Genomic DNA, 26,973 nt, shown 5'->3' on the forward strand with positions numbered 1-26,973 from the left:
GTAAACCTGCCCTTCTTCACGGCTCTGCTCCTCCCGTCAGGGTCTCACACAACCGGAAAACTCGCACTCACGCCGGACCAAAGCGATGGGGGGACGTCAGAGTTCGTGACGAGCGCCGACCGCGCCCTCGTCCGCATGAGGGAGGCGGCCAAGCAGAAAGATGCGGCTGGTCTTCAGTCCGCGTTCTCCGACCTGACGACCGCCTGTAATACCTGCCACACGGCCGGCGGCGTCTCCTTCATCCGTATCCAGACGCCAACCACCTTGCCGTTCACGAACCAGCACTTCCAGCCCAGCACAAGATAAGCGCTCCGGCACGGTGTCGCCTGACGATTGGCTCTCGTGCGGTGGCTCGTGGGCGCTGGATAGCCGCGCTCCTTGAGATCGCCCATAATGAGGCGTTCTTCGCCCCCTCGGCTTCCACGCTCCGGGTCTATCGCACGTTCGACGAGACCCAACCCGACCCCGGACGCGATCCGCATTTCCGTGGGACCGACCTGGCATCCGAGGTCGGCGGCGCCATGCGCGCGCTCGGCGGCCCCGTGACGATAGCGAGCCGACGGGACGGGGAGCCTCCCGGAACCCGTGGAGCCGACGGGCCGCAGCCGTCACGGGACTTGCGATGGATCAAGGTGGCCCGTTCTCACCAGGACCAAGCTTCCTTCGGTATCGACGCACGGCGGAGGCCGCCATGGACTACGCGAACATCCTCGTCTCCGCCGACCTCGGCGAGGCCGCCCCGGATCGGATACGGCTCGCCGCCGACCTGACCCGACGCTTCGAAGCGACCCTGACGGGCGTGGCCGCCCACACTGTGCCGGCCCCCATCCTGGTGCGGGACGTCTACGATGCTATCGATCAGGAGGGACGCAACAAAGCGCAGATACAAGCCATCGTTGAGCAGGCGCACGCGTCGTTCGAACGCTTCGCCGGGGATGGTATCCGCACCGACTGGCGCTGGTGCTTCGCCGACGCCACCGCCCATCTCATCGAGCAGGCGCGCGCCGCGGACCTCGTGGTGGTGAGCCGTCGCGGACCCGGCGACGAGGATCCTGGGCCGCTCGGCGTGCCGCCTGATCCCGTGCTGATGGAGGGCGGCAGGCCGGTCCTGGTCGTGCCGCCGAGGACCGTGAGCCTGAAGGCGTCGCGGATCGTGGTTGCCTGGAAGGACGGCCCCGAGGCACGACGGGCGGTATCGGGCGCACTGCCCCTCCTGCGGGAGGCCGACACGGTCTTCGTGGCGACCGTCGGCTCGGACGCCCGGCACGATGGCGCCGAGGACGTAGCCAGCCACCTCGCGCGGCACGGCGCCTCTGCCACCGTCCATCACCTGCAAACGGTGGACGACGACGGCTCCGAGATCCTGCGCTTCGCCCTGCGGCAGGACACCGACCTGATCGTCGCGGGCGCCTACGGCCACTCCCGGCTGCGGGAGTGGGTGTTCGGCGGCGTCACGCGCGACCTCCTGGACCGCTCCCCGCTCTGCTGCCTGATGAGCCATTGATGCGCGGACATGGCCTTGTCGTTTCGGCCGCGGTTACCGCGGTCCTGACCGCTGCCTCGCCGGCCGGGGCTGCGTCGGCGGCGCACGGACGGACATTCGCGCGCGAGAACTGCGCGCGGTGCCACGCGGTCGGATCAGGCGGCGCGAGCCCGATGCGCGAGGCTCCGCCCTTTCGCACGCTCGCTGAGCGGTTTCCCGTCGACGACCTCGCCGACGTCCTGATCGAGGGGGTCGAACGGCGCCATCCCGCGATGCCTGACTTCCGGCTCGATCCGAACGACGCCGCCGACCTCACGGCCTATCTGAAGGCGCTCGCGCCATGACGCGTGGCAGCACAGAGGCCGCGTGGCAGCACAGAGGCCGCGTGGCAGCACAGAGCCCGCGTGGCAGCACAGAGGCAATGCCATGGACGGTTCGCTTCTCTACGTCAGCCGGCGGACGTCCTCCGATGCCGAGGTTCGCAACATCGTCGAGACGTCGCTGGCCAGGAATGCCCGGCTCCGGGTCACGGGGGCGCTCGTCGTGTCGCGAGGACGCTTCGCGCAGATCCTTGAGGGGCCGCGCACCGGCGTGGACACGCTGATGGAGAGCATCCGCCGCGACCCGCGCCATGCGGACGTTGAGGTGCTGCTCTACGACGACATTGAGCGGCGACGGTTCGCGGAGTGGACCCTAACCTATTCAGGCGCCTCCGTTTACGTCGACGGGCTGATCGGGGCTCTGACCGAGCGCACGACGCCTCTGCCGCATCCAGGCGACGTGCACCGCCTGACTCATGCCATCGAGGAACTCGCACGCGCACGGCTTTGACGGCCCGGCAAGCGCGGGCCGCGCGGTGCGGCGCGAACTCGGCCCCCGTGGACGGCACGACCATCGAGCAGGGCGTCCGCGTGGCGGCCGGCGGCAAGTGGCATGCGAGGCGGCGCATGGCGGCCGGACCGCCGTGCTGCCCCTCACCGCCGCGGGTCGTGGCAGTGCATGCGCGGGGGCGTCGAGCCGCAATCCAAGCTACAGGTCTGGTGTGGCTTGCAGAACCACTGCAGGGACCCGCTTTTCAGGCAGGATCCCGAGCAGTGACGATGCGGCGCGTCGGCCGGCTCGACGAAGGTCCCTTCCGCGTCGGGAGAGCCGGCTCCGGGGTTCGCGCAGGTGGCCGACGCGCTCGCTGCGACCATGGCGAGCGCCAGGAGGGCCGTGCGGACCATGGTTGCCTGCCCGATGACGCGCATCAGTGGCTCATCAGGCAGCAGATGGGCGCTCCGGCCAGCAGGTCCCGGGTGACGCCGCCGAAGACCCATTCGCGAAGCCTGCCGTGACTGTAGGCGCCGGTCACGATCAGGTCGGCCCCGTGCTCGGCGGCCGTCTCGACCAGCGCTCCGGAAACCGATCTGCCCTGGGCATCGCGGCGGACATGGATGGCAGCGACGTCGTGGGCCTGGAGGAGGCGGAGCGTATCCTGCTCGCCGGATGCGGCCTCTTCGTCGACGGAGACGACGAGCACCTCCGACGCCCGCTTCAGGAACGGCAGCGCGTCCAGAATGGCACGGCGCGCCTCCCGGGTGTTCTTCCAGCCGACCACGACGCGCTTGGCATCGAGATGATCGACCCCCGGCGGCGCCAGCAGGACCGGGCGCCCGAGATGCATGACCGCGTCGGCCGGGTCGACCGCGAACAGCGCGGGGACCGGCTCCATCCTGCGGCCGACCACCACGAGGTCGGCCGCTGCCGCCTGCGCGAGAAGGAACGGCAACGGGACGCCGAGATTCGAGCGCCACGCCACACGCTCGGACCCGCCGGCCGCCTCCGCGAAGGCTTCATGGGCGCGGCGAAGGTCATTCAGGATCGTCTCGTCGCCCGCGGCCAGCGCGTAGGCGCTGCCCGGTGTCGGGCCCACCGGAGGGACCGCGTAGGCCGCCTGCTCCGCCGCGACGCCGATCAGGCGCGCGTGACAATCGTCGGCGAGGTGCTTGGCAAGGCGCACGCGGCTTCGTGCCTCATCCGTCAGGTCTACAGTCACCATGATGCTCGCGTAGGGCATGGAATTGCTCCGGGTCGAAGGGTGGGCGTAAGAGCGACGGGGGCCTTACGGCCGCGCCCGTCCATCCGAGCCTCAGCCCAGCGTCAGGCGGTCCTCCACGGCGCGTACGCCCGGAGCCGACCAGGCGGCGTTCTCGGCGAGGCGGCGCTCGTACCAAGCGTTCACCGTGCCCTCCAAGACGACCTTGGCGTCCTTCACGGTCACCGTGATCGCGTCCGCCTCAAGCTCGGCGTTGCGCTTGAGCGCGGCCAGGATCTTCGACCGGATTTCGGGCACGCTGGCCTTGGGGCTCACCTCGATCCTGTTGATGATGCCGACCACTCCGGCGAGGCGCCGGATCGACCGGTAGGCTTCCTGCTTCTGGTACTGCCAATCGACCTTGCCGGTCAGCGTCACCCAGCCACCCTGCACCTGGACCTGGACGGCATTCCGCGGCACGGTCGCCGACCAGTCGAGCATCTGCACGGCCCGCTGCGCGAGACCCTCGTCGCGGGGCGACGTCCCGCCGGCGAAACGCACCTCGATCTCCTCGACGACGCCCCGCACGCCGCGCACCTTCCGCACCGCCTTCTCGGCGGCGACCCGTTGCGCGTAGGTCCCGACATGCCCCGTGAGGGTGACGATGCCCTTGTCGACCGCGACACCGATATGGGCCCCCTCCACGCTCGGCTCGAAGTCGAGTTCGTCGATGACGTTCTGGCGGATCAGCTTGTCGCCCATCGTGGCTCTCCCCGAAGGAACCAGGTTTTGCCTGGCCGAAGCCGACGCTAAGCCCGGCAGGCGGGCGGACATTGATCCAGCGCAAGCTCTTCACCGGCCGCGATCCGGTGCAGCATCGGGCAGGCACGGGCGCAGCCCCGGACGGCGCAGCCGGCGGTCACGGCGGAGATCATATCCCGCGCATCGAACAGCCGCTCGAACAGCGGCACGTCCGCGAAGGCCTTCGGGACCTGGGCGTTCCCCGCGATCAGGGTGAAGGGGATGCCGCGCCGCCGCAGGGCGCAGACGAGCGGGAAGCCGGGCCCCCGGTTGAGGTCGACGCTGACCACCGCGAAGTCCGGGGGACGCCCGTCCAGGCTCCCGGCGGCATCCTCGCAGGTGCCGTAGGGACCGCTGACGGCGCAGCCGGCGCCGGTGAGCACGTCCTCCAGCCACATCCCCGGCAGCGCCTGCGGCTCGACCACGAGGACCACAGGTTGCCTATCTTCGCCACTTGCCCGCATCGCGCGATTCCCGTTCTCGGTTGCGATGAGCAGACGATGTGGGCGTCGCGGCTGGCCGCCTTGCGCTAGATCAAGGGAAGCGCGGCCGTCGCCAGCATGGCGAGGACCGCCAGCAGCATGCAGGCCGTGGCGACCCAGCCGAGGAGCCTGAGCGGCCCGCGCACTGCGAAGGCGCCCATGATGTCGGTTCGCGCCGCGGCCAGCATCATCACCGCCATGACCGGCACCGCGACGACGCCGTTGACCACGGCGCTCCAATACAGCGCCCGGATCGGGTCGACCGCGCCCAGGCTGATGATCATGCCGACCAGCGTGGCGAGGGCGACGGTGCCGTAGAACGCCCGCGCCTCCAGGATCCGGCGGCCGAAGCCCACCGGCCAGCGCCGCGCCTCGCCCGCCGCGTAGGCCGCCGACCCCGCGAGCACCGGCACCGCCAGCAGCCCGGTGCCGATGATGCCGAGCGCGAAGACGGTTGCGGAGAATGGGCCGGCGAGCGGACGCAATGCTTCCGCGGCCTGGGCGGAGGTCTCGATGTCGGTCACGCCGTTCGGATGGAGGACGGCCGCCGTCGTGACCATGATGGCGAGGGCCACGAGATTGGAGAAGCTCATGCCCACGAGGGTATCGATCTCGATGCGGTGCAGCGCCCGGATCCCCTGCTCGGGTGCGCGCAGCAGAGCCCGCCGCCGGGGGAAGGCATGCAGGTCCTCGGCCTCCTCCGCGGCCTGCCAGAAGAACAGGTACGGGCTGATGGTCGTCCCGAACAGCGCCACCAGCGTGGTCAGGCCGGCGCCGCTGAGGTCCACGTGCGGCACGGCCAGGGCCGCGCCGAGGTCTCGCCACGACACATGCGCGAAGATCACCACCCCGAGATAGGCGAACAGGCTGAGCGTCAGCCATTTCAGCACGGCGACGTAGCGCGCGTATTGCAGGACGACCTGCATGAACACGCAGGTGCTGGCGAACAGGACGACGTAGAGCCAGCGCGGGCCCGGCAGCAGCAGGTTCAGGGCGTCGGCCATGGCGCCGAGATCGGCGCCGAGATTCAGGATGTTGGCGACGAGCAGCAGCAATACGACGACCTGGAGCAGGCCGTCCGAATAATGCTCGCGCAGCACGCCGGCGATGCCTTGGCCGGTTGTGCGCCCGATGCGCGCGGAGACCATCTGCACCGATGCCATCAGGGGCAGGGTGTAGAGCATGGTCCAGCACAGGCCGTAGCCGAGCTGCGCGCCGGCTTGGCTGTAGGTGGCGATGCCGCTCGGGTCGTCGTCGGAGGCGCCGGTGATCAGGCCGGGGCCGAGGACCCTCAGCAGGCGCGGCTTCGACGGGCCGACGGCGGGGCTGGCAGCCTCGGGGTCGTCGACCGCATCGTCGACCGCCTCGGCCGCGGCGACGGCTGGCGTGCTCAAGCCGCTGACTTCGACGCGTCGGCCTGGATCGACCGCGCGACCTTCAGGGCCGCGGCCAGGTCGTCGCCGTCGGTGCCGTAGCGCCGGCAAAGGGCGTCCAGCCAATCCGGCCGCTCGGCCTTCGCATCCGGGATCTCCGAGAATGGCACGTGGTACATTCCGTCGAGCGCCTCGATGCCGTAGCCGGTCACGGCCCATTGCCGTCCCTGCCAGTGAACGGGTTCGGTGAGTTCGTGACTCATTCCGCCCTCCTCATGCCGCATGTTTGGCGAGCTCGACAATCTCGCAGGTGTCGGCCCGCAGCTGCCAGTCGACGACGCCGGAGGCCTTGCAGAGCATCGCCCTGGCCGCGCGGGCGGCGTCGACGTCCGAGCGGGCGCCGACGATCGCCTGTCGCTGCATGACGCGATGGTCGTGGCCGGTATCGTCCGGGACGGTCTTGTGGAAGGTGACGAGGTATTTGCGCATGGCGCACCTCCGATTGGGATGTTGCGGCAACTGTGGGCACCTCCGGGACCGGCCGCCTTGATCCAGCGCAAGACCGGCGGCGTTTGAGCACCCGGTCCGGGTGCGCCTTGCCGTGCAGCGGCCGGTCCCGCTCCATCGCCAGGTCGGTGAACGAGGCGGACCAGCCGATCCGGAGGAGTCCGTTGAGCGTCTCGACCCCGGCGGGCAGCCGGGTGTGCGAGGTCGGGACGTGGTCGCCGAAGCCGAGGGAGGTGTTGGCCACCACCGAGAAGTACAGGCAATCCTCGAATGACGTCACCGGCGCGCCCGCGATGACGCCGACGCCGAGACGGAGCACGGGCAGCCGGTAGGCGCCGGCGCAGATCCGGACCGCGACGGTGTGGCCGACGAGCGTCATGAGTTCGACGGCCAGGATGCGGAAGCGCGGCGGGACCGGCAGCTCCGACAGGTGCTCGGAGGTCGGCCGCAGCGTCTCGTAGAGCGCCAGGATGGTGGACATGACGCGAACGACGCCGGCCGTCATGGCGCGGAGCATGGCGTTGTCCCGGATGGATGTTCCCGTGTGGCGAGCCTGCCCGTTGGCGCGGATGTCCCATTGACCTGGCTCGAGACGCCGACCGCATGGAGTGATCCAGATCAAAGCGGCCTTTCACCGGCTGGCTTCTCCTCCGGCGGCGCACCAGGGCGAGTGCCCGACACGGGAGGCGACCATGGCCGACATCCACGTAGCCGAAAACCTCTGGTCCACGGGCATGCTGCCCGAGGGCATTCTGGAGCGGTGGTTCGTGGCGGACGGGGTGCGTGTGCAGGCCGGCGAGGCCGTGGCCGCCGTGCGCATCGGCGAGGCCTTGCACGACATCGCCTCGCCCGCCGCGGGCCGCCTGTTGGTCCTCGCGTCCGTCAACGAGGTGGTCGACCCCGGCTGCATCATCGCAGAGGTCCACGCCTGACATCCGGGAGGCAGGTCATGTCCCGCGCTGACACCACCACACACGCGCCGCCGACTTGGCGGACGGACGAGATCGTGCTCGGCATCCTGCAGCACGCATCCGGCGTCGCACTGGTGCTGACGGCTTGGGTGCTGGTCTTCACCGACCATACCCGAGCGGCCGCGTCGGCGCTCCTGCCGGGGTTGCTGATCGTGATGCTCTACGGCGCGAACCAGCTCCGCTTCCGGGTCGTGCTCGAACGGGGGGTGCTGCTCGTCGGCGCCTGGACCCTCGTGGCGCCATGGGCGCTGGGGTTCGCCGCCAACGACGGCGCGACTTGGGCGCACGTCGCGCTCGGTGGCGTAGCCATCGCGTCCGCTGTGACCTGGCTCAGGATCGCGAGGCGGTCATGACGTTCCCGTCACGGGCATTCCGCTCGGCTGTCCTCGGCGCCCTGCTGGCGGTCGGCACCGCCGCTTCGGCTGCCGGTCCCGCCGAGGACCACCGCGTCCGGGGGTGGGCCATCGCCACGCAGCTCTGCAGCCAGTGTCACGTCATCGGCCGCGCATCGCAGCCAGGCGCGTTCGTCGGCCCGGCCTTCCTCCGGGTCGCGGAGACGCCCTCGACGACGGGGCCGGCGCTCGCCGTCTTCCTGCAGAGCCACCACGCGCGGATGCCGAGCCTTCGGCTGGACCGGGACGAGATGGACGCGGTCATCGACTACATCCTCAGCCTCAAGAGGGCCGGGGCGGCGCTGCCGTGAGGTCGTGACCGGCCGAGAACCCACGGGTGGGTGCCATCTGCCGAGGAGCCTCGCACCGAGGCCATTGCGCGCCGCGGAGTCCCTTCGGCCATGCTGCCCTTTCCCGTCCTCCTCGCCGACATCGGCGGCACCTACGCCCGCCTCGCGGTCCTCCCGGAGGCGGCTGCCTGTCCGGGCCCGATCTGGAAGGTGCCGACAGGGGACTTTCCCGGCCCGGCCGCCGCCATCCGAGCCTTTCTCGACCGTCAAGACGGGCGCCGCCCGCGCTCGGCCTTCCTCGCCGTCGCGGGGCGCGTCGACGGCGGGATCACGCGCCTGACCAACGCGCCGTGGCGTTTCGACCTGAGCGAGATCGGCGTCACGTCGGGCCTGGAAGCCGTGCGGCTGGTCAACGACTACGTGCCGCTCGCCGCTGCTCTCACCGTCCTCGGCCTGGACGACCCGGCGGACTTGGCGCGGATCGGGCCGGCGGCCGATGAGACAGGGCCGCGGCTCGTCCTCGGGCCGGGCACGGGCCTGGGCGCGGCCGCCCTGATCCCAGCGGGCGACCGCCTCCTGATCCAGACGACGGAGGCCGGCCACGTCGGGTTCGGTCCATGCGAGCGCGACGCCCTGCCGTGGCAGGCGCTGATGCAGGCCGAGGGCAGGATCACCGCCGAGACGTTGCTGTCCGGCCCTGGGCTCCTCAGGCTCGCACTTGCCATCGCGGCGGCGCGAGGCGTGCGCACTGGCTGGCGCTCGCCGCCCGACGTCCTCGACGGCGCGCGGACCGACCCGCTCGCGCGAGAGGTGATACGCCAGTTCGCGCGCCTGCTGGGACGATACACGGGCGACCTCGCCCTGGTGTTCTCCGCGACTGGCGGCGTCTTCCTGGCCGGCGGGATCGCACCGCGCATCGTCGAGACCCTGCAGGATGGGGCGTTCGGGGACGCCTTCGAGGACAAGCCGCCGTCCCGGGAGGCGATGCAGGCCATCCCGCGCTTCGTGATCACCCGTCCGGAACCGGCCATCCACGGCTTGGCGGCCCTCCTCCGTGCGGGCGACCGCTTCCTGTTCCCCGGCCAGGACTGGCGGGCTTGAGCCAGATCAACGCCGCCCCTTCGGGATGCCCTCAACGTCACGGTCACGAAGCTCAATCCGCGGAGGCTACCATGTCCTATGTCAGCATCATAGTCGCGGTCGATGACGGGCTGCACGCGCCGGCGCGGGTGCGCCTCGCCGCCGAACTGGCGCACCGGCTCGGCGCGCGGCTCGTCGGCGCCGCGGCCTGCGTGCCGGACTACCCGCGGGGCTACGGCGAGACCGTCGTGCCCATGGACATGGTCATCGAGGAGATCCGGCAGGCAGCCTTGGACCGGCTCGCGGGTGTCGAGCAGATCTTTCGCCACGCCTCCTGCCTGAACGACCGCACGGAATGGCGCACGGACCTCGCCCCCCCGGTGTCGTTCCTTGAGGGGCAGTCGCGGGCCGCCGACCTCGTCGTCGTCGGCCGTTACGCGGATGACGAGGCGGTGACCTCCGGCATGGCCGTCGACGTCGGCGATGCGCTGATGGGCGTAGGCCGCCCCGTCCTCGTGGTTCCGGCCGGCGTGGAGCACGTGGAGGCGAAACGCATCGTCGTCGGCTGGAAGAACACGCCCCAGACACGCCGGGCTGTGTTGGACGCCCTGCCCCTCTTACGGCGCGCCGAGGCGGTGCAGGTCCTTCGCGTGTCGGACGGCGAGGACCGGGCCGAGGTCGAGGACGTGACCCGCTACCTGGCGCTGCACGACGTCAACGCGACGGCGCAGCTGGCCAAGCCCTCGGGCTGGACCGTCGCCGACGACGTCCGGAAGGCGGCGGGTGACTTCGGCGCCGACCTGATCGTGACGGGCGCTTACGGTTACAGCCGGCTGCGCGAGTGGTTCTTCGGCGGGGTCACCCGCGACCTGCTGGCCAACGCACCCGTCTGCTGCCTCCTGTCCCACTGAGCGGGCGTGCGGCCAAGTCCAGCCGGGCGATCCCGGCCGACCGGATCCGTCTTTCCCGCCCCCTCCTGCGTTCCCGCCCTGCGCGCCGAACGACGTGCCGCCGGCGAATGAGCCGCTCGGCTTCCCGGGCGGGACGCCGCCCGAGGTCGCGCCCTGAGGGCTCGCGCTCACTGGGCGTTGGACGGAATCCGTTGGTTCGTGCACGGCAAGCTGGTCGGCGGCGTGGCTGGTGGGGGATGGTCGCCGACCAGGGGTCCAGCCGGTCGCGGGCGATTTCAGCCATGACGGCCTCCTGCGCATCCTCCATCAAGCGAGCGACGAGGGTGGTGGCCTTGTCGCGCGCCGCCGCGGCAACACGGACGCGCAGCGCGCCGTCCCGATTGATCGTACCGGCGCATACGCCGTCGCCCGGCCCCTTGCGCCGTCGCCCGGCCCCTTGCGCCGCCGCACGCTCTCGCGGGGGTGGCCGGCGCCTCGTCCACCGCGCTCTCGCCGTCAATTCGCGGTCCCATCCACCGCGACGCGCTCGCCCGGCCGCGTCAGCACGGTCGCGCCGCCTCGGAAGGCTCGCCGCTGGAACCCGCTTCGTCGTCCCGCCGCGCTCAAGCAGGCCGCCATCCGGGACCACGCTGGTGAAGCCGCGTATGCTCGCTCGGGCGCGGCCGGCCGCGGCGCCTTCGAGCACCTCGCCGCCCAGGAACTGGAACACGACCATCGCCGCTTCCTCGGTTGCACCGCGGAGGGTCGCGCCGATGGCCGCCACCAACATCAGCGTCTCGATCAAGAACGGTGTCCCGTGCCGGGCCGCGGAGACGGCGCGCTTGGCGACCGGGACAAGCCCGTCACCACGATGCCTCCGGCAAAACCGACATAACTCCTTGGGGGCGTCGAAAACACGGCTGCTTGGCCTTACTGATCGTCAAGAATTTTGCATCGAGTAGATTTTTGACCGTTCAGAAATCACTGAGTCGGAGGCCGAACGCTTTTGAGAATTTTTGTGATGCTACGGTTACCCATTCTCTCCCACACAAGATCGTCGATCCGTTTAGGATCGAGGGTTGATGTTTGAATTTTACAGACGGCATTCGCTTTCGCCTTGGCCGCACGTCCGAACCCACGCTCGCAGTGAGACGGATTTTCGAACTCAGCGAATTCCCAGTCTCGATCGGTGCTCTAGCCGGCTGTAGCCGGCATCTGTGAACGCCAATTATTGAAAAAAGAGACTTGTTCATAGAATTTAATTGCAGTAAATGCGCGCCCATGGATTCGGCAACAAGGACTTAAGTAGAATTCCGGCGGCCAATGGGGGCTGCGTGAACAATGAGGGCCGCCTCATTGTTCATGGCAGATGTAAAAATCTGCTTTCAAAAAATATTTCTCGTAAATCGGATATTTCAGCCGATAGGTCTCTGTGACATCGGTCGCAGTTCAGAAGGAAGTCGAATGAAAAATGAGAATCGAAACGGCGGCCTCGTAGTCTCGGGCGCATCCGAGCATTACCACAGTATGGATTTCATGCGCGGAGTCGCCGCTTTTTCTGTCGTCTTGACACATGTCTCGCATCGTCTCGATATCGCTTGGTTTGCAAACCGCGCTTATCTAGCGGTCGATTTCTTTTTTGTTCTAAGCGGCTTCGTTATGTGTTCCGCTTATAAAGCAAGCCTGCAGAGCGGCACTATGCCGTATAGAAAGTACTACGTCACAAGGCTTATACGGGTTTTTCCTCTCATATTTTTGGGAACGATCATCGCGGCACTCATTGAAGTGGCTCGACCGGGCGTTGCGAATAGATCCGCTCATATAGTCGATATAAGCGTTGCGTTCTTGTTTGGAGCGGCTGCCCTACCCGTCAAACTGAACGGAGATCTTGAACAAACGGCATTTCCTCTAAATCTTCCAGTTTGGTCGCTCTTTTTTGAGATCATTGCCAATCTTCTCTTTCCGATCTGGGTGAATGCGAAGCACAAAAAAACGATCTTGTGCGCGTGCGTGTTGATCGGGAGCGCAGTCATGACAGCGGGAACATATCGATATGGGGATGCGAACCGGGGCTATTATCCCGTCGATCTCTGGTTTGGACTTGCAAGAGTGATGTATTCGTTTCCGATAGGAATATTCTTGTATGAGATCCGGGACAGGTCACGACCTGTAAATTTCTTTGTGCCGAGCTTTCTTCTTTTAATGGTCGTCTCCACGTACTACAAGGGGCCTGGCTCTTTCCTCGTGGACGTTGCTGCAATTTTAGTTGTGATGCCGATGATCGTGTTTATCTCGATCAAGGCCAGCTATAATGCTTTTGAAAGGTGGGCTTCCGACTGGAGCGGCAATTTATCATTTCCAATTTATGCTCTTCATTATCCCTTTACAAGATTGATTTCTATCATGAACAAACATGTAAGCTTATCGCTAACGGAAAAATTTGTTATAGAAGGTGTCTTTCTACTGCTCATGTCGGCGTTGTCCTATTGTGCGTATAGGCTGTACGACGCGCCGCTGAGAAGAAAGCTGACGCAGATCTATCGAAAATATTCGGGGCGGGTGTGAGTTTTTAGGTCATTTGGGCCACGCCAAATACACGGAACGGGTCGGTGTCTGGTGGGAAATGATTGCTGCTCAACCCGCGCCCATGATGTCAGGTCGGCTCACTGCAAAGAGCCGGCACGTCTCAGAATTTGAGGGGAGCGCCGGCTTCGGCGGCTGTCGTGGTCGGGCGTTATAGCGACAAATGAGATTGCAATGGTTGCACGGCAGGGCCGTGCCTGCGGTCCAGCCGCTGCGCCATTGCGTCAAGGCCCGTCCGTGTCCCACCCGGTATGGTGGCGTCAGAAGACGATTGACCTTCGGGGTTTGATGAAGCGAGTCCGGCAAAGATGTAGAATAAAAGACCAAGGTCAACAGTCCCTCCAGCTATGATTCCGCCAACCAGGAGTGACATCGCTCCCACGGTCGCGGCCATGCGGAGATCGCTATAATAACTGCGACGTATCCCCCTGCGAACTGCGAAGGCTGAAAGCAGGAACAGTGTAACGAAGGCCGCGCCGGGAATGCCGACGTTTGACAGGACGGCAAGAATATAACTCGATGTCCGATTTGTTCCCAGGCCGACTCCGAGTCCCGACGTTTCCTTGAAGTTCTCCCAAGCCAACGCGTTCCAAGCAGATCTCTGTACGCCGGAGGGGCTCGAAGATTTTTCGAACAGCAAGATATTTGCGTATTCCGTGACTCGGCTTGAGGCGTTGTCGTTGAGCGCCACTGACAACGCGATGAGGCAGAACATCAAGGGACAGAGCAGGACGAACGCTGAACTCACGCGGTAACGTGGGTGCGATCCGCATCGAAAGAGGGCGACGAGATACAAGGCTGCGAGAACAAATCCCGATCCTACCAATCCAGATGATGATGTTGAAAGCAGTACAAATGCCAGCGAAAGGATCGCTAGAATGCCATTGATCGTCGTGTGCCGTTGATAGAGCCACAGTGTGCCTGTAAATCCGCACGCGCCTAATGTCATCGCGGCAAAGGCCGAGGCCTCCGGCCAGGAGCCAATGATCCTCCGCAGACTTCCGATGCTTTCTTCGTCGTGGAAAGTGTACTGAGCATTCCGAATAAAACCAAGGGCGCCTTGGGTTCCTGTCGCCGCGGTCAGCAAATCAACGAAACCAAAGATCACATTGATGCCCGAATACGCGATCAAGCCGTATGCAACCGATTTGAATCCCTGTGCCGTTGACGCAAGAGCGAGGACGATCACGAAACATGCAAGGTCGCCGATCAGGTACATCGATTGTGTTAAGTTGCTGGATACGGGTCCGAGCGGTACGACGCCGCTACTTGTTATAGGCGTGTCGGTTGAGCCCAGAGGGACAATGTAAGTGACCCCGTTGAACAGCCGAGGCATAAGATAGCTACTCAGAACGCCATACACGGCAAAGCATAACAGCCAGAATCCGGGCTTCGGAGCCGCGAAGCCTTCCAGCGCGTTCTGTAGTATTTTCTTCCAGCTTAGGGCGGAGAATGCGATAAAAATCAAAAACAGATGTGCCGGTTGGATGTTTGCGCCGCCAAGTAATATTGCCGCTGCCGATCCGAGTGTGCAAAAACATATAAAGACGATGGATGTCGCGCGCGTTCCCATCGCGATGCAGAATAATCCTATAACCAAGGTTATTAAGCCAATGGGTTCCAGGCTCATAATTTGCTGTTTCCCGTCCCCTAAAAATCAAGTCGCTCGTATAATCGTGGCTCAAGCACGAACGATGCCGGCAATGCGGTTGCCGCAAGGGAATTCTGGTTTGATCGGTTGAATAAGATTTGGCGCAATCATCGATTTTGTCCAAATTGCAGATCTCATTCGAATCCATAATCTGACCTGCTTGGCGGTTTCAAGACCGAAAGGGGGGAAGCTTTCGACCGCTTCGGCCAGCCTCAAGGCACCGTCTATGGGATGCGGGCTGTCACAACCCTGTCATTACGAGCGACCGGATCGCGGTTCCCGACCGGCTTGAATCGCAGGGAGGGCGAGGCGGCTCGATGGAGTGACAGACGGATTGATGTCGGATTCGGGTACGGACCGGCCGAGCAGCATTGATCCTGGCCGAGGTTCCGGTTGCCCGCCGAAGGCCAGGGCCGCACGGTCGAACCCTGTCGGGTCCGCCGATCTTCGCACAGGCCGATCCGCTGGTGCTCGCCGCGATGCCGGGCATGCGCGACGCAAGAGGTCGTCACCCCCCTCCACGTTCCAGATAGCGCGCGACCGCCGCGGCAGGCGCCCCCTCGCCTCCGCGTGCCATGGGGTTCCTCACGCGCGCTCTGCTGGACGCCGTACGGCTCGGGGTTGGCCGCAAAGCCGTCGCGCGTCGGGCCGGCACTTCGGCACGGCAGCGGTCCGAACGGGGATGGGGGTGAGGAGCCGCGTTTCCCGTCAGCCCCGCCACGGACGGGCCCGCATCGCCGCGACACGGCGCGCCCTCGGGGGCGGCTTCGTCAACCGCGATTGCGGCTCGGTCCGGCCGGCCGCGGCCGGAAACGACAACGGCGCAGCAACCGTCGAGGTCACTGCGCCGCTGGATCGGGCCGCCGAGGGGGGAAAGGCGACCACGGGAATACGGTATGCCAATAGGACCGTCCGCGCGGTGCGCCATGGCACATCCAACGCTATGTCGCGCGCAAGGCGATGGCGGCCCGTGGCGGCGCCACTTCCGCGGGTTGAGGCGGCGCCCGGCCCGCGCGATGCGGGCAACCCGGCCCTCAGCGGGTGAAGGGGCTGGAAGTGGCGCCCCCGTGCGCGCCGACATAGCGGTTGGCGGGAGCGGGTCGATGATAGGTCACCGAGATTTCAGGCAGCATGACCTCGGCGGCTTCCGGGACGGCATGCCGGCTGGCGGGCCCCTGTGCGAAGGCGGGCGTGACGAGCGCCGCGGCGAGGGCGGCGGCGATCATGTGGACGTTCATGACGAACCTCGAGGACTTCGGTGCGAAGTCATCCGGTCAACGGTGTCGAATGAGGAAGATCGTCGTTCTGGCGGTCTTGATCGTTCCGGCGTTGCTGGGCCGAATGTCAGCTTTCAACGGGAATACTAGACCGGTGGGTGCCGCGAGGCCGTGTGCCGCCGCACGCCCGCACTGAACCAGACCGGCACGGCGTCGCCCGACGCGGCGGACGGCAGGTGTGAGGCCGCTCTTAAGGAAAGGCTCCTCCATCCCGCGCAATCGAAGCGATAGCGGACACCGCGCCTTTAGTGGGGCTCGGTATTCAGGCCCTGCCGACGGTGTTCGGCACAGCCAAAACTTGGAGAGCGGTTGATGCTCAAGTCTCTTGCTGCCGCGGCGCTGCTCGCCGTCGGGATGGCGGCGCCGGCCTCGGCGCTGCCCTTCGCTGGCTCGCCCCTCCCCGCCCCGCAGGACGGGTTGATCCAGCAGGTCTATGGCGGCTGCGGGCCCTACGGCCATCGCGGCCCCTATGGCGGGTGCCGCTCGGGTGGTCAGTGGGGCGGGTATGTCGGGCGAGCCTGTCCCCGCGGCTTCCATCTCGGACGCGGCGGGCGACGCTGCTGGCCGAACCGGTATTGGTAGGCGCGCCGACCGGAAGAGGTACGGTCCCCGGCCTGGCACCTGTGGCCCGGCCGTGACACTGGCCGAAGACCACCTGTGGATGGCGCGAAGCGCCCTCGATCCGTCAAGGTTCAGGGGCGCATGTGGGCCGTCCCGTCGAGTCCGGCTTGCCATGTTCGCCAATCCTCACGCCTTCGTTCGCCACCATCGCGAGCGCCTCGCCGTGCTCCTCTCCTCGGCCCTGTTCCTGGCCGGCGCGCTGCCGCTGTTCTGGGCCATCGCCTGACCCGTCAGGCGCGCCGACCGCTCCGCGCCTCCAGGCGCTCCGCCTCGGCCCGCCAAGCGTCGCGCTCCATCCGGAGATCCTCGACGCGCGCGTGGAGCTGCCCGGCGTCGACGGCGCTCTCCATGAGCATGTCCTGCGCCGCGATCAGTTGCGCGCGCAGCTCGGCATTCTCGACCGTCAGGGTCAGCAGGACCACGGCCACGTCATCACCCATGCCAGCACCCGCTTTGCCGCCTCAGGGACGTGGCTGGTAGGGCCCGTCGGGTTACGACGTCGGAAAGGATGGCGGCGCAGGGGGCCTGCCGGCGCCGCTATCCACAGCGGGTTCGCAGCGCCCGCCCGGACGGTGCCGCGCCGCAGCAGGAACAATCATCCTCCCGAACAGATGCCGTGTTGCGCACCCCGCGCGAACGGAGCTGCCCGCATGTTCATGAAGCTCGACCGCCTTCAGGCCGAACTACCACAGCCGAAAAAGCCCGATCCGAACGCGGCGGCCGCGCTGCAGGAGCTTCTCGGTGGCAAGTACGGTGAGATGTCCACCCTCGGAAACTACATGTTTCAGAGCTTCAATTTCCGCAACAAATCGAAGCTGCGGCCCTTCTACAGCCTGGTCTCGAGCATCTTCGCGGAGGAACTCGGGCATGTGGAGCTGGTCTCGACCGGGATCGCCATGCTCAACAACGGCCCCGGTGACGACACCGAGGAGGTCGATGTCTCGAAGGCGCCATTCCACGACATGCAGGACATCCGGCTCGCCGGCAGCTTCCTGAGCAACGGCGGCGGCGCCACGCCCATCAATTCCAACGCGCAGTCCTGGAACGTCGACATGGTCACGACGACGGGCAACATCATCATCGACCTGCTCCACAACTTCCACCTGGAATGCGGCGCGCGCCTGCACAAGCTGCGCGTCTACGAGACCCTGAAGGATCCGACCGGGCGCGAGGTCTGCGGCTATCTCCTGGTCCGCGGCTCGGTCCACGCCCATGCCTACGCGCTGGCGCTCAAGAAGCTGACCGGTGTCGAGATCGAGAAGATGTTGCCCACCCCGAACATCGTTCTCGACAAGATCCCGGAATGCCAGAAGTACCTGCAGGAGGGCTCGCACCGGCGGCTCTACCGCTTCAGCCCCGACGACTACAAGGAGGCGGCGGGCGTCTGGTCCAACGACGAGGTCGCCCTGCCCGGTGATCCGCCCGGCAACCTGGAGGTGGTCGACGGGCTGCCCGAAGGCGGCAAGATCCCGGAACTCGACGGCAATTACGGCGCCTTCGCGCCGAACTACGCGCCGGAGGAGATCTTCGAGATCGCCAGCAAGCTCTACAAGAAGAGCCGCTGAGCGGGCGGCGACGGGCCTGGGAGCGTCCCGCGGTTTCGGATCCGCGGGGCGCGAGAAGCTCTGAAGAGGCGCGAAGAGGCTACCGGCCGCTCGGGGCCGCGCCGCTGCCGGTGGCGCCGTTGCCCGTCCCGCTCCCGGCGGGCGCTCCGGGCGTGCTAACGGGCGGGCCGCCGCTCGTCCCGGGACCTGTGCCCGTGCTCATCGCACCGCTTCCGGCCCCCATCGATTTCTCGGAATTGCTCTTCACGGAGCCGGGATTGTTCATGTTGCGCTCGGCGCTTCCGCCTCCCGCGGCCGTCTGGGCAATCGCTGCACCCGAGATGGCAAGCGTGATGGCAGCAGCCACGGTCAGTGTCTTCATCGACATGGACGTTCCTCCAGACGGATCGATTTGATCAGTCACGAGGCAAACTTCACCCGTCCCGACATCGTTCATCGAGGTCTTCCTGTGAATCATTGAAGATCCCGCTGGTGTCTCAGTCGGATCGCCAGGATCAGGGCGCCAGGCCAGAAGATGAGGCTGAGCAGGAGGGTGGGTCCGACACGCCGCCCCTTCCACCAGACGTTGAGGACGGGCAGGAGCAGGACCGGGAGCGCCAGGGCGAGGAAGGCCCAGAATCCGAGGTCGACCGCGTCCATCTCTCGTCCTCACCCCTTCGCCTCGGCCGGCGGCCCAAGGCCGCCATGCAGGGCCGCCACCGTCACCGATCCTGCGCGCGACTGTGCTAGCAACGCGGGCCGGCCGCGCCCGAGCGGGGCACGGTGATCGTGACTGAGGTAATCATGCGTCTCTCTGTTCTTCTCGTCGGCTTGTGTCTCGGCGTCGTCCTGCCTGAATCAGGGCTCGCGCAATCGGCTCAGCAGCCCGCAACCGCGCCGGATCCGGCTCTGCTGAAGGTTGCCCGGGAGACGGTCGCGCAGATGCAGGGTGACCGGACCGCAACCCTCAGCTCCATGTCCGCACCCCTGGTCGGCATGATGCAGCAGATCGGCATCAAGGAACCCGAGAAGGCGCAGGTCCTCGTCCAGGAGGTCGTGATGCCGACCCTGACCGCGCATTACGACGACCTGCTCGATATCCAGGCCCGCGGTTTCGCGACGGTGCTGGGCAAGGACGACCTGCAGGCGATCGCCGCGTTCTATGCCACGCCGGCCGGCAAGCATCTCGCTGCAGCCCAGCCGCAACTCGCCCAGATCCAGCTCGCGGGCATGCAGCAATGGATGCAGTCGGTGATGCCCGAGATACAGGGTAAGCTCACCAAGGCGATCCAGGCTCACGGCTGGGCGCCGGGCGGTCAGGCAAAGCCGCGCTGAGCCGCGCACCGGGCACACCGAGGCGGCCGGCCCCGGTGTGCCCGGTGGCCCGTCGCGCTCTGAGGGGTCGGCCCGGACATGTCGCGCGAACGGACGGTCCCGCTCAATCCGACGCGGGGTCCGATTCCGCGCTACTCCGGTGACCGCTCCTAGTCGCGTCGCGCCTCGGTGCTCGCGCGCTCGACCACGGCGCGTAACGCCACGCTGCCTTCCATCGCAAACCACGCGCGCAGCATCTTGGAGGTTTCGGGTGTGTCGTCCGGCCGCTCGCGGAACAGGTCGGCGTAGCGGGCCAGCTCACGCTCCACGAACATGTCGAGATAGGCCGCACCGCGGGTCCGTGCGAGATCGGCGAGGGCGTCTTCGAGAACGCGCTGCATCATCTCGCCGACCATGGCCGAGACGTAGACGGCCTCAGCGCTTCCCTGTTCGGGCTCGTTCAAGCAACTCTCCAGCCTGCCCAGCCGCAACCCTGATCCATAACGGGCAGGATAAATTAAGATGGGCCCCGAGGCCGAAGCCTCGGGTTCTGTTGCTAGGCGTGCCCACGCCCCGGAAGATTACGCCGCGAGGCGCATCTCCATGCCGACGTTGTCGTTGGCATTTAGAGTTTTGGTCAGGTGCTCGGAACGGGGGTTGCCCGCGCCGAACCGGTCGAGTCCTTACCGAAAGCCGCATCTTATCCTGCCGAAACAGGACAGAACTCGCGATCCCTTTACCGCCCAGTCGAACCTGTTTCGCCCCCATCAGAAGCACCCTGGCAGCGCGCAATCCGCAACGCCGGACGCGCGCCCTCGTCCCCGTGCGGTATCCGGGGCAGGATGCTTCTGGTGGAGGCGCCGGGTACCGCCCCCGGGTCCTGAAGCGTTATTATGAACCGGTCATCAACCTCGCGGACATTCTACGCTGAAAGCGATGCGCGGGTCCACTGGTCAGGCCGCGTGTCCCGCCGGTTTCGGCGGGCGCGGCATTCTCGTGCCTGCGGGTGCGCGACGCGACCAGCGTCACCGTCCGCACGGCCACCCTGCACGGCGCAGGGCCGTGGATCGGCGCCGACAGGCCGCCGCGGGAACAGCCGCACGACAAAGGTCAGATCGCCCGGGTCGGCGCGCGAGCCCGTCTGTGATCCGAACCGTCCGCAGGCGAACAGAACCGGCGTTTCTGATCTGGATTAGCGCCACAGGGGGCGGGCTGGATCACGGAGGCGTGGGTGCCACGCCGCTTCTTCGACATTCACGAGGTCGGTTGCAGCGCGAGGAAAGCGGAACGGCGTGCGCCGATCTCGAAGCCGCACGCAGGGAAGCGATGATCGCGCGTCCTGACGTCGCGCGCTGGGAGATCCCGAGTGACGGCGACAGGCAAACCTACACGGTGATCGTCCGCGATGAGGCACGTGTCCCCGTCTACACGGCGACGCTGATATTCACCGGGCTGCGTTTGGGTGAAGCCGCCCGGTAGGGTCGGCCCGCACCGCGTCTCCGGTCCGCGAACCTCGACCCTTTCAGGCTTTGACCGCCGCGAATGTGGGCTGGACGATCGGCACGCGCCCGCTCGGGAAGGCGTCGAGTCCGATGTCCCGGCCTATCATCGTCCCCTCCGCCCCCATTGCGGTCGGGGACGATGGAAGGAACCTGACCGAGATCCTGCGCGACGAGGGGGCCGCGCCGGGGCGAGCGCGTTCAAGCGCCAGCCCGATGGCGAGGCAGGCACACGCGTGCCGCGCGAGCCGGCCTTTCAGCCGAACGTCCGATTGATCTCGGGTGAGATCGGACCCTGCCCCGCCCCGGGAACAGGTCGGAACCGGGCCGAGATGCGTGCGCCGGGCTCAGTACCAATCATCGTCATCGGCCGGCGATCCGGGCGGGAGCGGGCCATCGCCCATCACGCCAGGATCACCGTAGTTGAAGGGAGGTCCGTCGAAGCCGACGACGCCGTCGGGGTTGTCCGGCGTCACGTTGGGGTCGACTTGCAGCGCGGGATCGTCGCGCCCGAGGCGCTGGTCGAGGCGATCCATGCGCTTGAGATCCCGTTGGATCGGGATGTCCTGCTGTGCCTGCGCGATGGTCGCGTGGCTCATCAAGCCGAACAGCAAAGTAGCCAGGATCCAGCGCGGCATTTCGATAGTCCTTCCCCTTCAGGTGCTCTCCTGAAGCTGGTGCATACTGTGGGCGCAACACGCCGCCTAGCATTGTAGCCGGTCATCGCTAACCGTGTCTGTACGTCCGCCAGCGCCGCGCCACCTCCGACCGGTCTTCCGGCGTCGCCGCCGGGTGCGACCAGATCAGGAGCCTCGCCATACCGGTCTCCCGTCCCGACGCATCCTCGGTGACGCGGACGAACGCGCTGGCCTGCGACCCGCTCGGCCCTGCCTTCACGGCTCGATTGTCGGCTCATCCTCGAGCAGCTTGATCTTTGTGGCGACCGGGCCGTTCAGGGGATCGACATGCGCGACGAAGCGCGCCCGCGCCCACAATTCGACGCGGGCTCCGTCGCTCAGGTGATAAGCCCGTTCCAGGGCCTCCGCATCGTCGGCGGCCGTGATCGGTATGGTCGAGCTGACGCTGCCATCCGGTGCGAAACGGTAGGCGCGATATGGCGAGATCGTGCAGGATGTGCGCCGGTCGGCTGGAAAGCTCACGACGTCTGCCATTGCCCCGCCTGTCCGTTCCAGGCGACGCGGGCCCCGAGCCGCCAGAGCCCGAGGCAGTCGCTCCGCCGAGACCGATATCCTGCGCCTCCAGGGGCCGCAAAGATAGCCCGGATGATCAGCAACCTGCACATCGCACGGAACGGTCGGCCGCCACAGCCGGTTCGAACGTCAGGCCCGCCGCGTTGGCGAGCCGACGACCAGGGTTATTGCAATGGCTACCGGTACCGTGAAGTGGTTCAACGAGACCAAGGGCTACGGCTTCATCCAGCCGGATGACGGCGGCAAGGACGTGTTCGTCCACATTTCGGCCGTCGAGCGCTCCGGGATGCGCAATCTTATCGAGGGGCAGAAGATCTCCTACGACGTCGAGAACGACCGTCGCAGCGGCAAAGAGAGCGCTGCCAACCTCAAGAGCGCCTGAGGCTCCTGTTCCGGGCGGACGGTGAGCCCGCGTCTTCGCGCTGCGGCCGACCGGATCCGCCTCTCGTCAGCTCCGCGAGCCACGTTGCGTATCGGCTCGCGCCTGTGAACCGGACGCATTCCGCGGCGGCTTCCGCCGCGGACGTCCCCGCGCCGGGGTCTCCGGGCCCCGGCTCATCGCGACTGCGTCCCGGTCGGAGGCCTTCCACACCGGCAGCGATCCCTCCCGCACGAACATGGCGAAGGCCTCGACCACCTCCCAACGATCGAAAGCCTGCGCCCCGTCCACGGCGCGACCCACGATGCAGGCTTGGTCGGGAGCCTCTGCGACGGGCGGTCGGCTCTCCAGCGAGAACATGACGCCCGACCGGTCCGGCCTGAGCGCATCCGGCAGGGCGCCGATCTTGCGCCACAGGCAGTCCCAGCGCGCGCATGTCTCGGGACGCAGGCTGTAGATCCCGCACCCGGTTCCGGTGTTGTGGCCGCACAGGAGGCCCTCAGGCTTGTCGAGCGCCTTGATCTCCAGAATCCGGCAGCAGACCGTACACGGACCGCAGGATCGGTCCGGGGCGCGCCCGGCATCGAAACGTGGCGGCGTCGGACGGGATTCGTCCCGCTTACGGAAATCCTTGCTGATGGGGCGGCCTCCGATGTTACATTGTTGCGCGTCGGGGCGCGGGGTGTAGAACGTCGCGGATGTCGGATGATGCCACGCTCTGGGACCTCGTGACCACCGAGCGGATCGCGATCGAGGATGTCGGGACAGCGATCGACGCCTATCTCGCCGACCCAGCCACGCGGGCGCACCCGATCGGGCCGGATCACGTCTTCGATCTGGCCGCAGCCGTCGCGGCGCATGCCCTCGCACCCGCCACGATGGTCAACGTCGACGCCAACGAGCCGTCGCGCCGCATGGCGATCCGCGCCGCCCTGCTCATGGCCAGACCCATGACCCGGGTGGGCCCTTACTGACCGCGTTTCCGGGACCGTGCCGCCCCGGGGCGGCGCGATCAGGGACCCCCTCTACTCGTCGTCGTCGTCGTTGACCTCCACGAGATCCGTGGTGTCATCGTCGTCGTCCTCATCGACCACGAGGGTGTCGTCCTCGACCGAATCGTCCTCGTCATCGATATCGAGAGCGTCATCGCTCTCAGTCTCCGTGTCGGTATCCTTGTCGGCTTCCTCGGCCTCGACTTCGTCGAGGGACACGAGTTCCGGACCCTCCGTCTCATCCTCTTCGTCCGCCGGCGCTTCCTTGCGCGCGACCACGGGGGCCGCCGCCCTGGTGGAGTAGGAGGTTGCCACCGCGGTCGGGACGACCTCGCCCGAATACGGCGAGATCACCGGGTTCTTGTTCAGATCGTAGAATTTCTTGCCCGTGGTCGGGCAGATCCGCTTCGTGCCGAGGTCGGGACGCGCCACTGCAGCTCTCCATGGGTGCGTTCAGCCCGGGATGGCCAATGCACTTTGACAGGCGTCTACCACAGGCGGCGGCGTTTGCCCCCTGCGTTGCATCCGTGCCGGTCACGTCACGAGCGCGGCCACGCACGGGGACGACCGGGACGACCCGATGGCGCGGTCCCGGCTACGGCCCGGCAGCCGAGACCGGCATGCCGAGGGCCCTGCGCCTGTCGGCGGGCACAGCCTGCGAGATCCTGCGGTGGGCGCCGGTTGCGGGCGCTGCGAGATCGCCGTATCGGCGGCGGCGATGCCCGGCCGAACCCTCAGCACCGTCTGGTCCGACAGCCTCTTTGCCGATGTCAGCGCCCAGCTCCCGCTCTTCGAGGACCTGCCGCCCGACACGATCGACCGGCTTTCCGCCTCCGGATTCGGCCGCGGTTTGCTGACAGCCTCCTTGCGGGCCCGTCTGCGCAAGGCCGGGTATCGGGATCTCGGTCATCTCGCCCAGTCCGCGCCGGAGGCGATCGCCAGGATCCGGAAATTCGGCCCGATCCGGGTCGACCGCGTCCGGACCTTCATCCTTGACGAGATCGCGCGCTGGCTTCCGGAAGGCCGCGCGTGGCACGGCACCGAGGCCACCGGCGCGCGCAGGCTCGACCGGCTGCGCGCGATCCCGGTCGAGCGCCTGCCTCTGGATGCCGATCAGATCGCCGCGCTCCGCCTCGGCGGCGAATCCTGTGCCGCTTTGTCCCTTCGGTCGCGCCGCGAGCTCCTCGGCAGCGGATTCGTGACGTCCAGCGATCTGGACCGGGTCGTCGCGACGCTCGCCACCATCCTGCGCCCGCCCGCCCCGCCATCCGCCGAGGTCGCCCGGGACGCGCCGGAATCCGACGGCGAGGCGCTTGCGGCCCGCCGTGCCGCCCGCCTCGCCGAGCAGGACCGCGAATGGGACGAGGCGGCGCCGGCCGGAGGCCGGCATCGGGCCGGCACGGTCTAGATCCGGCGCCCGTACGGAACCGCAGCGCCCGATCATGGATCGCTGCGCCGTTCGGGACCGCCGCGGTTCGACCCGGCGCCAGCCGCCGACGGAGCGGGCCGCCCGTCACGGATCCTCCCCCCAACCCCCGACCCGGTGATCCGGCGGGCCCGGCCGGACGCGCGCCCGAGCGGAGGGACTCCCAGACGCGGCCCTTGCAATGTCCCTTCCGCAGACCATCTGTACGCCATCCCGTTGGATGGTCAGGAGATGGATCGCGTGGCCAACACCGTGCCGGAGCTGCGGCCCAAACTGCCCGACAGCGAGAAGATCACGCTCAATCTCGGCTATGTCGACCTCGGCCATATCGACCTGATGGTCCGGGACGGCTTCTACGCCAACCGCGCGGACTTCATCCGCACCGCCGTGCGCAACCAGATCGAGCGCCAGGGCGAGGCCGTCAGGCAATCCGTTGCCCGCAAGCAGCTCAGCCTCGGCCTGTCGCACTACACGAAGCAGGCCCTCGAGGCGGCGCGCGATGCCGGGGCGCCGCTGCATATCCAGGTGCTGGGGCTCGCCAGCATCGCCCTCGACGTGACGCCCGAACTCGCGCGCGCCGCCATCGCCTCGGTCGAGGTGCTCGGCGCCTTCCAGGCCAGCCCCGCGGTCAAGGCGGCGCTCGCCGACCGCACGCTCTGACGCCCACCGACTCTCACGTGCCGACGCAGCGGGGCATCCCGCCGCGGTCGATCCTCGCTCTCAGGACCCGCCCCATGAACCGCTTCTCGAAGACCGACTACTCGCCCTTCGCCTTCCCGAAGTCCGACCCGGCCCGCGCCGCCCGCGTGATGGAGACGATGGCCCAGCTCCGGACACAGCAGGCGGCGGCCTTTGCCTCCTGGACAGAGGCGAGCCGGAAGGCCGCGGGGGTGCGCTCCGGGGACGAGGCCGGAATCCTCGACCTCGCAGCCCCCTCCACGCCGGGAGGGGCGTGGGCAGCGCCGGAGGTCGGCGCGGACAGCCAGGCGGACGTTCACCCCGCCCCCGGACCGGACGGCAACGTGGCGGAGTCCATCCTGCGCACGATCCAGGAGACGCTCGCGCGGGCGGGCGCCGGAACGGGTCTCGGCGGCGGGCGCAGCGCCGCGCCCCCTGCCCCGGCTTCGCTCCCGGAGGGGGCACGCTTCGAGACACGCACCTTCAACAGCGCGTCCGGGAGCCGGAACTACAAGGTCTACGTCCCGAGCGGCTATGCCGGCCAGGCGCTCCCGGTCGTGGTGATGCTGCACGGCTGCACGCAGAACCCGGACGACTTCGCCGCGGGCACGCGGATGAACGCGGTCGCCGAGGAGCAAACCGTCCTGGTGGTGTATCCGGAGCAGCCGCGCTCGGCCAACATGCAGCGGTGCTGGAACTGGTACGAGCCCGGCGACCAGCGGCGCGAGGGCGGCGAGCCTGCCCTGATCGCCGGCATCGCGCGTCAGGTCGTCGCGGAATTCTCGGCCGATCCGGGCCGGGTCTACGCCGCAGGATTGTCGGCCGGCGGCGCCGCCGCCGCGATCCTGGCCTCGACCTACCCCGATCTGTTCGCCGCGGTGGGCGTGCATTCGGGGCTGGCCTGCGGTTCGGCGCGGGACATGCCCTCGGCCTTCGCCGCCATGAAGGGAGACGGCGCGAATCCGGAGACGCGACGGCATGCCGTGCCGCTCATCGTGTTCCACGGTGACGGCGATCGGACCGTGAACGCCTCGAACGGCGATCGCGTCGTCGCGCAGGGCCCATCCGGCCCGGAACTCCGCACCTCCGTGACCGAGGGCCGGACGCCGGACGGCGTCGCCTATACCTGCACCGTCCGGACGGACGCGTCCGGTCGCGCGGTGGTGGAGCAGTGGGTCCTCCACGGGGCCGGCCACGCGTGGTCGGGCGGCAGCGCGGCCGGCTCGTTCACCGACCCGCGGGGCCCCGATGCCAGCCGGGAGATGGTCCGGTTCTTCCTGGCCCATGCGCAAACGGCCGGCGTCCGACAGTGAAGGCGGCAGATGTCGCGGCCTCCCCTCGAGCGAGGCCGCTTCCGGATCTCCCCGCGGCGCCGAGCGTTCGGTCATCGTTCGCGGGCCTTGGAAGCCCGCACCGTCTGCGGCAACGGAGTTGTACCGCCAACGCATGGCTTGCTCGCCAGGGTTGCTTGTGAAACCGTGAGCCTCCGAGACCCGGGAGAGGCGACGGATG

The 26,973-nt window shown here is 67.5% G+C and carries 34 protein-coding genes, 1 other RNA gene and 3 pseudogenes; 19 read left to right on the forward strand and 19 right to left on the reverse strand.

Features of this window, described 5'->3' with window-relative positions; all coding sequences use genetic code 11:
• The 4 genes and pseudogenes from CIW48_RS22990 to CIW48_RS23005 all read left to right on the forward strand — a co-directional run.
• A pseudogene (locus CIW48_RS22990) lies at positions 1–306 on the forward strand (cytochrome c); the annotation flags it as partial.
• A gap of 385 nt (positions 307–691) precedes the next feature.
• Positions 692–1,504, forward strand: coding sequence for a universal stress protein (locus CIW48_RS22995; RefSeq protein WP_149312828.1), 813 nt, complete (start codon positions 692–694; stop codon positions 1,502–1,504).
• Positions 1,504–1,827 carry a cytochrome c gene (locus tag CIW48_RS23000; RefSeq protein WP_149312829.1) on the forward strand — a complete coding sequence of 108 codons (324 nt, stop codon included), beginning with the start codon at positions 1,504–1,506 and terminating at the stop codon, positions 1,825–1,827. Before CIW48_RS22995 ends, CIW48_RS23000 begins: the two co-directional genes overlap by 1 nt.
• Before the next feature lie 82 nt (positions 1,828–1,909).
• Complete coding sequence (locus tag CIW48_RS23005) at positions 1,910–2,314, forward strand: BLUF domain-containing protein (RefSeq protein WP_149312830.1); 405 nt, start codon at positions 1,910–1,912, stop codon at positions 2,312–2,314.
• Between the two features lie 143 nt (positions 2,315–2,457).
• Here CIW48_RS23005 and CIW48_RS34215 read toward each other — a convergent pair whose 3' ends face one another.
• The 8 genes and pseudogenes from CIW48_RS34215 to CIW48_RS34755 all read right to left on the reverse strand — a co-directional run.
• Positions 2,458–2,679, reverse strand: a complete 222-nt coding sequence (locus tag CIW48_RS34215) for a hypothetical protein (protein ID WP_246695394.1) — start codon at positions 2,677–2,679, stop codon at positions 2,458–2,460.
• A 53-nt stretch (positions 2,680–2,732) separates the two neighbouring features.
• Positions 2,733–3,542, reverse strand: a complete 810-nt coding sequence (locus CIW48_RS23015; protein WP_149312832.1) for a universal stress protein — start codon at positions 3,540–3,542, stop codon at positions 2,733–2,735.
• A gap of 72 nt (positions 3,543–3,614) precedes the next feature.
• A complete protein-coding gene (locus CIW48_RS23020; RefSeq protein WP_149312833.1) occupies positions 3,615–4,262 on the reverse strand; it encodes a BON domain-containing protein in 648 nt (215 codons plus the stop codon).
• Between the two features lie 47 nt (positions 4,263–4,309).
• Positions 4,310–4,765, reverse strand: coding sequence for a histidine kinase (locus tag CIW48_RS23025; protein ID WP_149312834.1), 456 nt, complete (start codon positions 4,763–4,765; stop codon positions 4,310–4,312).
• 65 nt (positions 4,766–4,830) lie between these two features.
• On the reverse strand, positions 4,831–6,177 hold the full coding sequence (locus tag CIW48_RS23030; RefSeq protein ID WP_149312835.1) for a divalent metal cation transporter: 1,347 nt from the start codon (positions 6,175–6,177) through the stop codon (positions 4,831–4,833).
• A complete protein-coding gene (locus CIW48_RS23035; protein WP_149312836.1) occupies positions 6,174–6,419 on the reverse strand; it encodes a hypothetical protein in 246 nt (81 codons plus the stop codon). Before CIW48_RS23035 ends, CIW48_RS23030 begins: the two co-directional genes overlap by 4 nt.
• A 10-nt stretch (positions 6,420–6,429) precedes the next feature.
• Entirely contained in the window at positions 6,430–6,645 is a 216-nt protein-coding gene (locus tag CIW48_RS23040; protein WP_149312837.1) for a hypothetical protein, read from the reverse strand.
• Positions 6,646–6,856: 211 nt separating this feature from the next.
• Positions 6,857–7,180, reverse strand: a pseudogene (locus tag CIW48_RS34755) (ion channel); the annotation flags it as partial.
• 175 nt (positions 7,181–7,355) lie between these two features.
• On the opposite strand from CIW48_RS34755, the gene CIW48_RS23050 reads away from it, so the two are divergent.
• From CIW48_RS23050 to CIW48_RS23080, 6 genes are all read left to right on the forward strand, one after another.
• Positions 7,356–7,595, forward strand: a complete 240-nt coding sequence (locus tag CIW48_RS23050) for a biotin/lipoyl-containing protein (RefSeq protein WP_091785295.1) — start codon at positions 7,356–7,358, stop codon at positions 7,593–7,595.
• 17 nt (positions 7,596–7,612) lie between these two features.
• A complete protein-coding gene (locus tag CIW48_RS23055) occupies positions 7,613–7,987 on the forward strand; it encodes an SPW repeat protein (RefSeq protein ID WP_149312838.1) in 375 nt (124 codons plus the stop codon).
• Complete coding sequence (locus CIW48_RS23060; protein WP_149312839.1) at positions 7,984–8,337, forward strand: cytochrome c; 354 nt, start codon at positions 7,984–7,986, stop codon at positions 8,335–8,337. The genes CIW48_RS23055 and CIW48_RS23060 overlap by 4 nt, the downstream gene beginning before the upstream one ends.
• 90 nt (positions 8,338–8,427) lie before the next feature.
• Positions 8,428–9,417 carry a glucokinase gene (locus CIW48_RS23065; protein WP_149312840.1) on the forward strand — a complete coding sequence of 330 codons (990 nt, stop codon included), beginning with the start codon at positions 8,428–8,430 and terminating at the stop codon, positions 9,415–9,417.
• Positions 9,418–9,488: 71 nt separating this feature from the next.
• Positions 9,489–10,307: a universal stress protein gene (locus CIW48_RS23070; protein WP_149312841.1), complete on the forward strand. Its 819-nt coding sequence runs from the start codon at positions 9,489–9,491 to the stop codon at positions 10,305–10,307.
• 1,443 nt (positions 10,308–11,750) lie between these two features.
• Positions 11,751–12,851, forward strand: coding sequence for an acyltransferase (locus CIW48_RS23080; RefSeq protein WP_173009370.1), 1,101 nt, complete (start codon positions 11,751–11,753; stop codon positions 12,849–12,851).
• 169 nt (positions 12,852–13,020) lie between these two features.
• Here the strand turns inward: CIW48_RS23080 and CIW48_RS23085 are convergent, their stop codons facing one another.
• The 3 genes from CIW48_RS23085 to CIW48_RS23095 form a co-directional block, all read right to left on the reverse strand.
• Positions 13,021–14,499 carry a hypothetical protein gene (locus CIW48_RS23085; protein WP_149312843.1) on the reverse strand — a complete coding sequence of 493 codons (1,479 nt, stop codon included), beginning with the start codon at positions 14,497–14,499 and terminating at the stop codon, positions 13,021–13,023.
• Positions 14,500–14,550: 51 nt separating this feature from the next.
• Complete coding sequence (locus tag CIW48_RS23090) at positions 14,551–14,736, reverse strand: hypothetical protein (RefSeq protein WP_149312844.1); 186 nt, start codon at positions 14,734–14,736, stop codon at positions 14,551–14,553.
• A gap of 818 nt (positions 14,737–15,554) precedes the next feature.
• Entirely contained in the window at positions 15,555–15,758 is a 204-nt protein-coding gene (locus CIW48_RS23095) for a hypothetical protein (protein ID WP_149312845.1), read from the reverse strand.
• A gap of 351 nt (positions 15,759–16,109) precedes the next feature.
• On the opposite strand from CIW48_RS23095, the gene CIW48_RS23100 reads away from it, so the two are divergent.
• A complete protein-coding gene (locus CIW48_RS23100; RefSeq protein WP_149312846.1) occupies positions 16,110–16,379 on the forward strand; it encodes a hypothetical protein in 270 nt (89 codons plus the stop codon).
• Between the two features lie 269 nt (positions 16,380–16,648).
• Here the strand turns inward: CIW48_RS23100 and CIW48_RS23105 are convergent, their stop codons facing one another.
• Positions 16,649–16,858 (reverse strand): hypothetical protein, encoded by a 210-nt coding sequence (locus CIW48_RS23105; protein WP_149312847.1) that lies wholly within the window; start codon positions 16,856–16,858, stop codon positions 16,649–16,651.
• Between the two features lie 210 nt (positions 16,859–17,068).
• Here CIW48_RS23105 and CIW48_RS23110 point away from each other — a divergent pair, with 210 nt between their 5' ends.
• Entirely contained in the window at positions 17,069–17,983 is a 915-nt protein-coding gene (locus CIW48_RS23110; RefSeq protein ID WP_063111887.1) for a manganese catalase family protein, read from the forward strand.
• A 79-nt stretch (positions 17,984–18,062) separates the two neighbouring features.
• Here the strand turns inward: CIW48_RS23110 and CIW48_RS23115 are convergent, their stop codons facing one another.
• Together CIW48_RS23115 and CIW48_RS23120 are read right to left on the reverse strand one after the other, a co-directional pair.
• The gene (locus tag CIW48_RS23115; RefSeq protein WP_149312911.1) at positions 18,063–18,350 is read right to left on the reverse strand and encodes a hypothetical protein; all 288 of its coding nucleotides are present in this window, start codon (positions 18,348–18,350) and stop codon (positions 18,063–18,065) included.
• An 86-nt stretch (positions 18,351–18,436) separates the two neighbouring features.
• Entirely contained in the window at positions 18,437–18,622 is a 186-nt protein-coding gene (locus CIW48_RS23120) for a hypothetical protein (protein ID WP_149312848.1), read from the reverse strand.
• A 144-nt stretch (positions 18,623–18,766) separates the two neighbouring features.
• Here CIW48_RS23120 and CIW48_RS23125 point away from each other — a divergent pair, with 144 nt between their 5' ends.
• Positions 18,767–19,297: a DUF2059 domain-containing protein gene (locus CIW48_RS23125; RefSeq protein WP_091785573.1), complete on the forward strand. Its 531-nt coding sequence runs from the start codon at positions 18,767–18,769 to the stop codon at positions 19,295–19,297.
• 149 nt (positions 19,298–19,446) lie between these two features.
• Here the strand turns inward: CIW48_RS23125 and CIW48_RS23130 are convergent, their stop codons facing one another.
• The gene (locus CIW48_RS23130) at positions 19,447–19,740 is read right to left on the reverse strand and encodes a hypothetical protein (protein ID WP_149312849.1); all 294 of its coding nucleotides are present in this window, start codon (positions 19,738–19,740) and stop codon (positions 19,447–19,449) included.
• 84 nt (positions 19,741–19,824) lie between these two features.
• Positions 19,825–20,202, reverse strand: a transfer-messenger RNA (tmRNA) gene (gene ssrA / locus CIW48_RS23135).
• 305 nt (positions 20,203–20,507) lie between these two features.
• Here ssrA and CIW48_RS23140 point away from each other — a divergent pair.
• A pseudogene (locus CIW48_RS23140) lies at positions 20,508–20,755 on the forward strand (hypothetical protein).
• A 367-nt stretch (positions 20,756–21,122) separates the two neighbouring features.
• On the opposite strand, the gene CIW48_RS23145 reads toward CIW48_RS23140, so the two are convergent.
• Complete coding sequence (locus tag CIW48_RS23145) at positions 21,123–21,413, reverse strand: hypothetical protein (RefSeq protein ID WP_091785253.1); 291 nt, start codon at positions 21,411–21,413, stop codon at positions 21,123–21,125.
• 255 nt (positions 21,414–21,668) lie between these two features.
• Entirely contained in the window at positions 21,669–21,947 is a 279-nt protein-coding gene (locus CIW48_RS23150) for a hypothetical protein (RefSeq protein ID WP_149312850.1), read from the reverse strand.
• Between the two features lie 211 nt (positions 21,948–22,158).
• On the opposite strand from CIW48_RS23150, the gene CIW48_RS23155 reads away from it, so the two are divergent.
• Both CIW48_RS23155 and CIW48_RS23165 read left to right on the forward strand, forming a co-directional pair.
• On the forward strand, positions 22,159–22,368 hold the full coding sequence (locus CIW48_RS23155; protein WP_091785246.1) for a cold-shock protein: 210 nt from the start codon (positions 22,159–22,161) through the stop codon (positions 22,366–22,368).
• Positions 22,369–23,063: 695 nt separating this feature from the next.
• Positions 23,064–23,339, forward strand: coding sequence for a hypothetical protein (locus tag CIW48_RS23165; RefSeq protein WP_149312851.1), 276 nt, complete (start codon positions 23,064–23,066; stop codon positions 23,337–23,339).
• Between the two features lie 51 nt (positions 23,340–23,390).
• Here CIW48_RS23165 and CIW48_RS23170 read toward each other — a convergent pair whose 3' ends face one another.
• Complete coding sequence (locus tag CIW48_RS23170) at positions 23,391–23,789, reverse strand: TIGR02300 family protein (protein ID WP_149312852.1); 399 nt, start codon at positions 23,787–23,789, stop codon at positions 23,391–23,393.
• A 286-nt stretch (positions 23,790–24,075) separates the two neighbouring features.
• Between CIW48_RS23170 and CIW48_RS23175 the strand changes: the two genes are divergently transcribed.
• The 3 genes from CIW48_RS23175 to CIW48_RS23185 all read left to right on the forward strand — a co-directional run bounded on the left by CIW48_RS23175 (position 24,076) and on the right by CIW48_RS23185 (position 26,774).
• Entirely contained in the window at positions 24,076–24,765 is a 690-nt protein-coding gene (locus CIW48_RS23175; protein WP_149312853.1) for a hypothetical protein, read from the forward strand.
• 258 nt (positions 24,766–25,023) lie between these two features.
• A complete protein-coding gene (locus tag CIW48_RS23180) occupies positions 25,024–25,443 on the forward strand; it encodes a CopG family transcriptional regulator (protein WP_091785570.1) in 420 nt (139 codons plus the stop codon).
• Positions 25,444–25,517: 74 nt separating this feature from the next.
• Complete coding sequence (locus tag CIW48_RS23185) at positions 25,518–26,774, forward strand: PHB depolymerase family esterase (RefSeq protein WP_149312854.1); 1,257 nt, start codon at positions 25,518–25,520, stop codon at positions 26,772–26,774.
• Positions 26,775–26,973: the final 199 nt, after the last annotated feature.

Source organism: Methylobacterium sp. P1-11 (assembly GCF_008329595.1).
GTDB lineage: Bacteria > Pseudomonadota > Alphaproteobacteria > Rhizobiales > Beijerinckiaceae > Methylobacterium.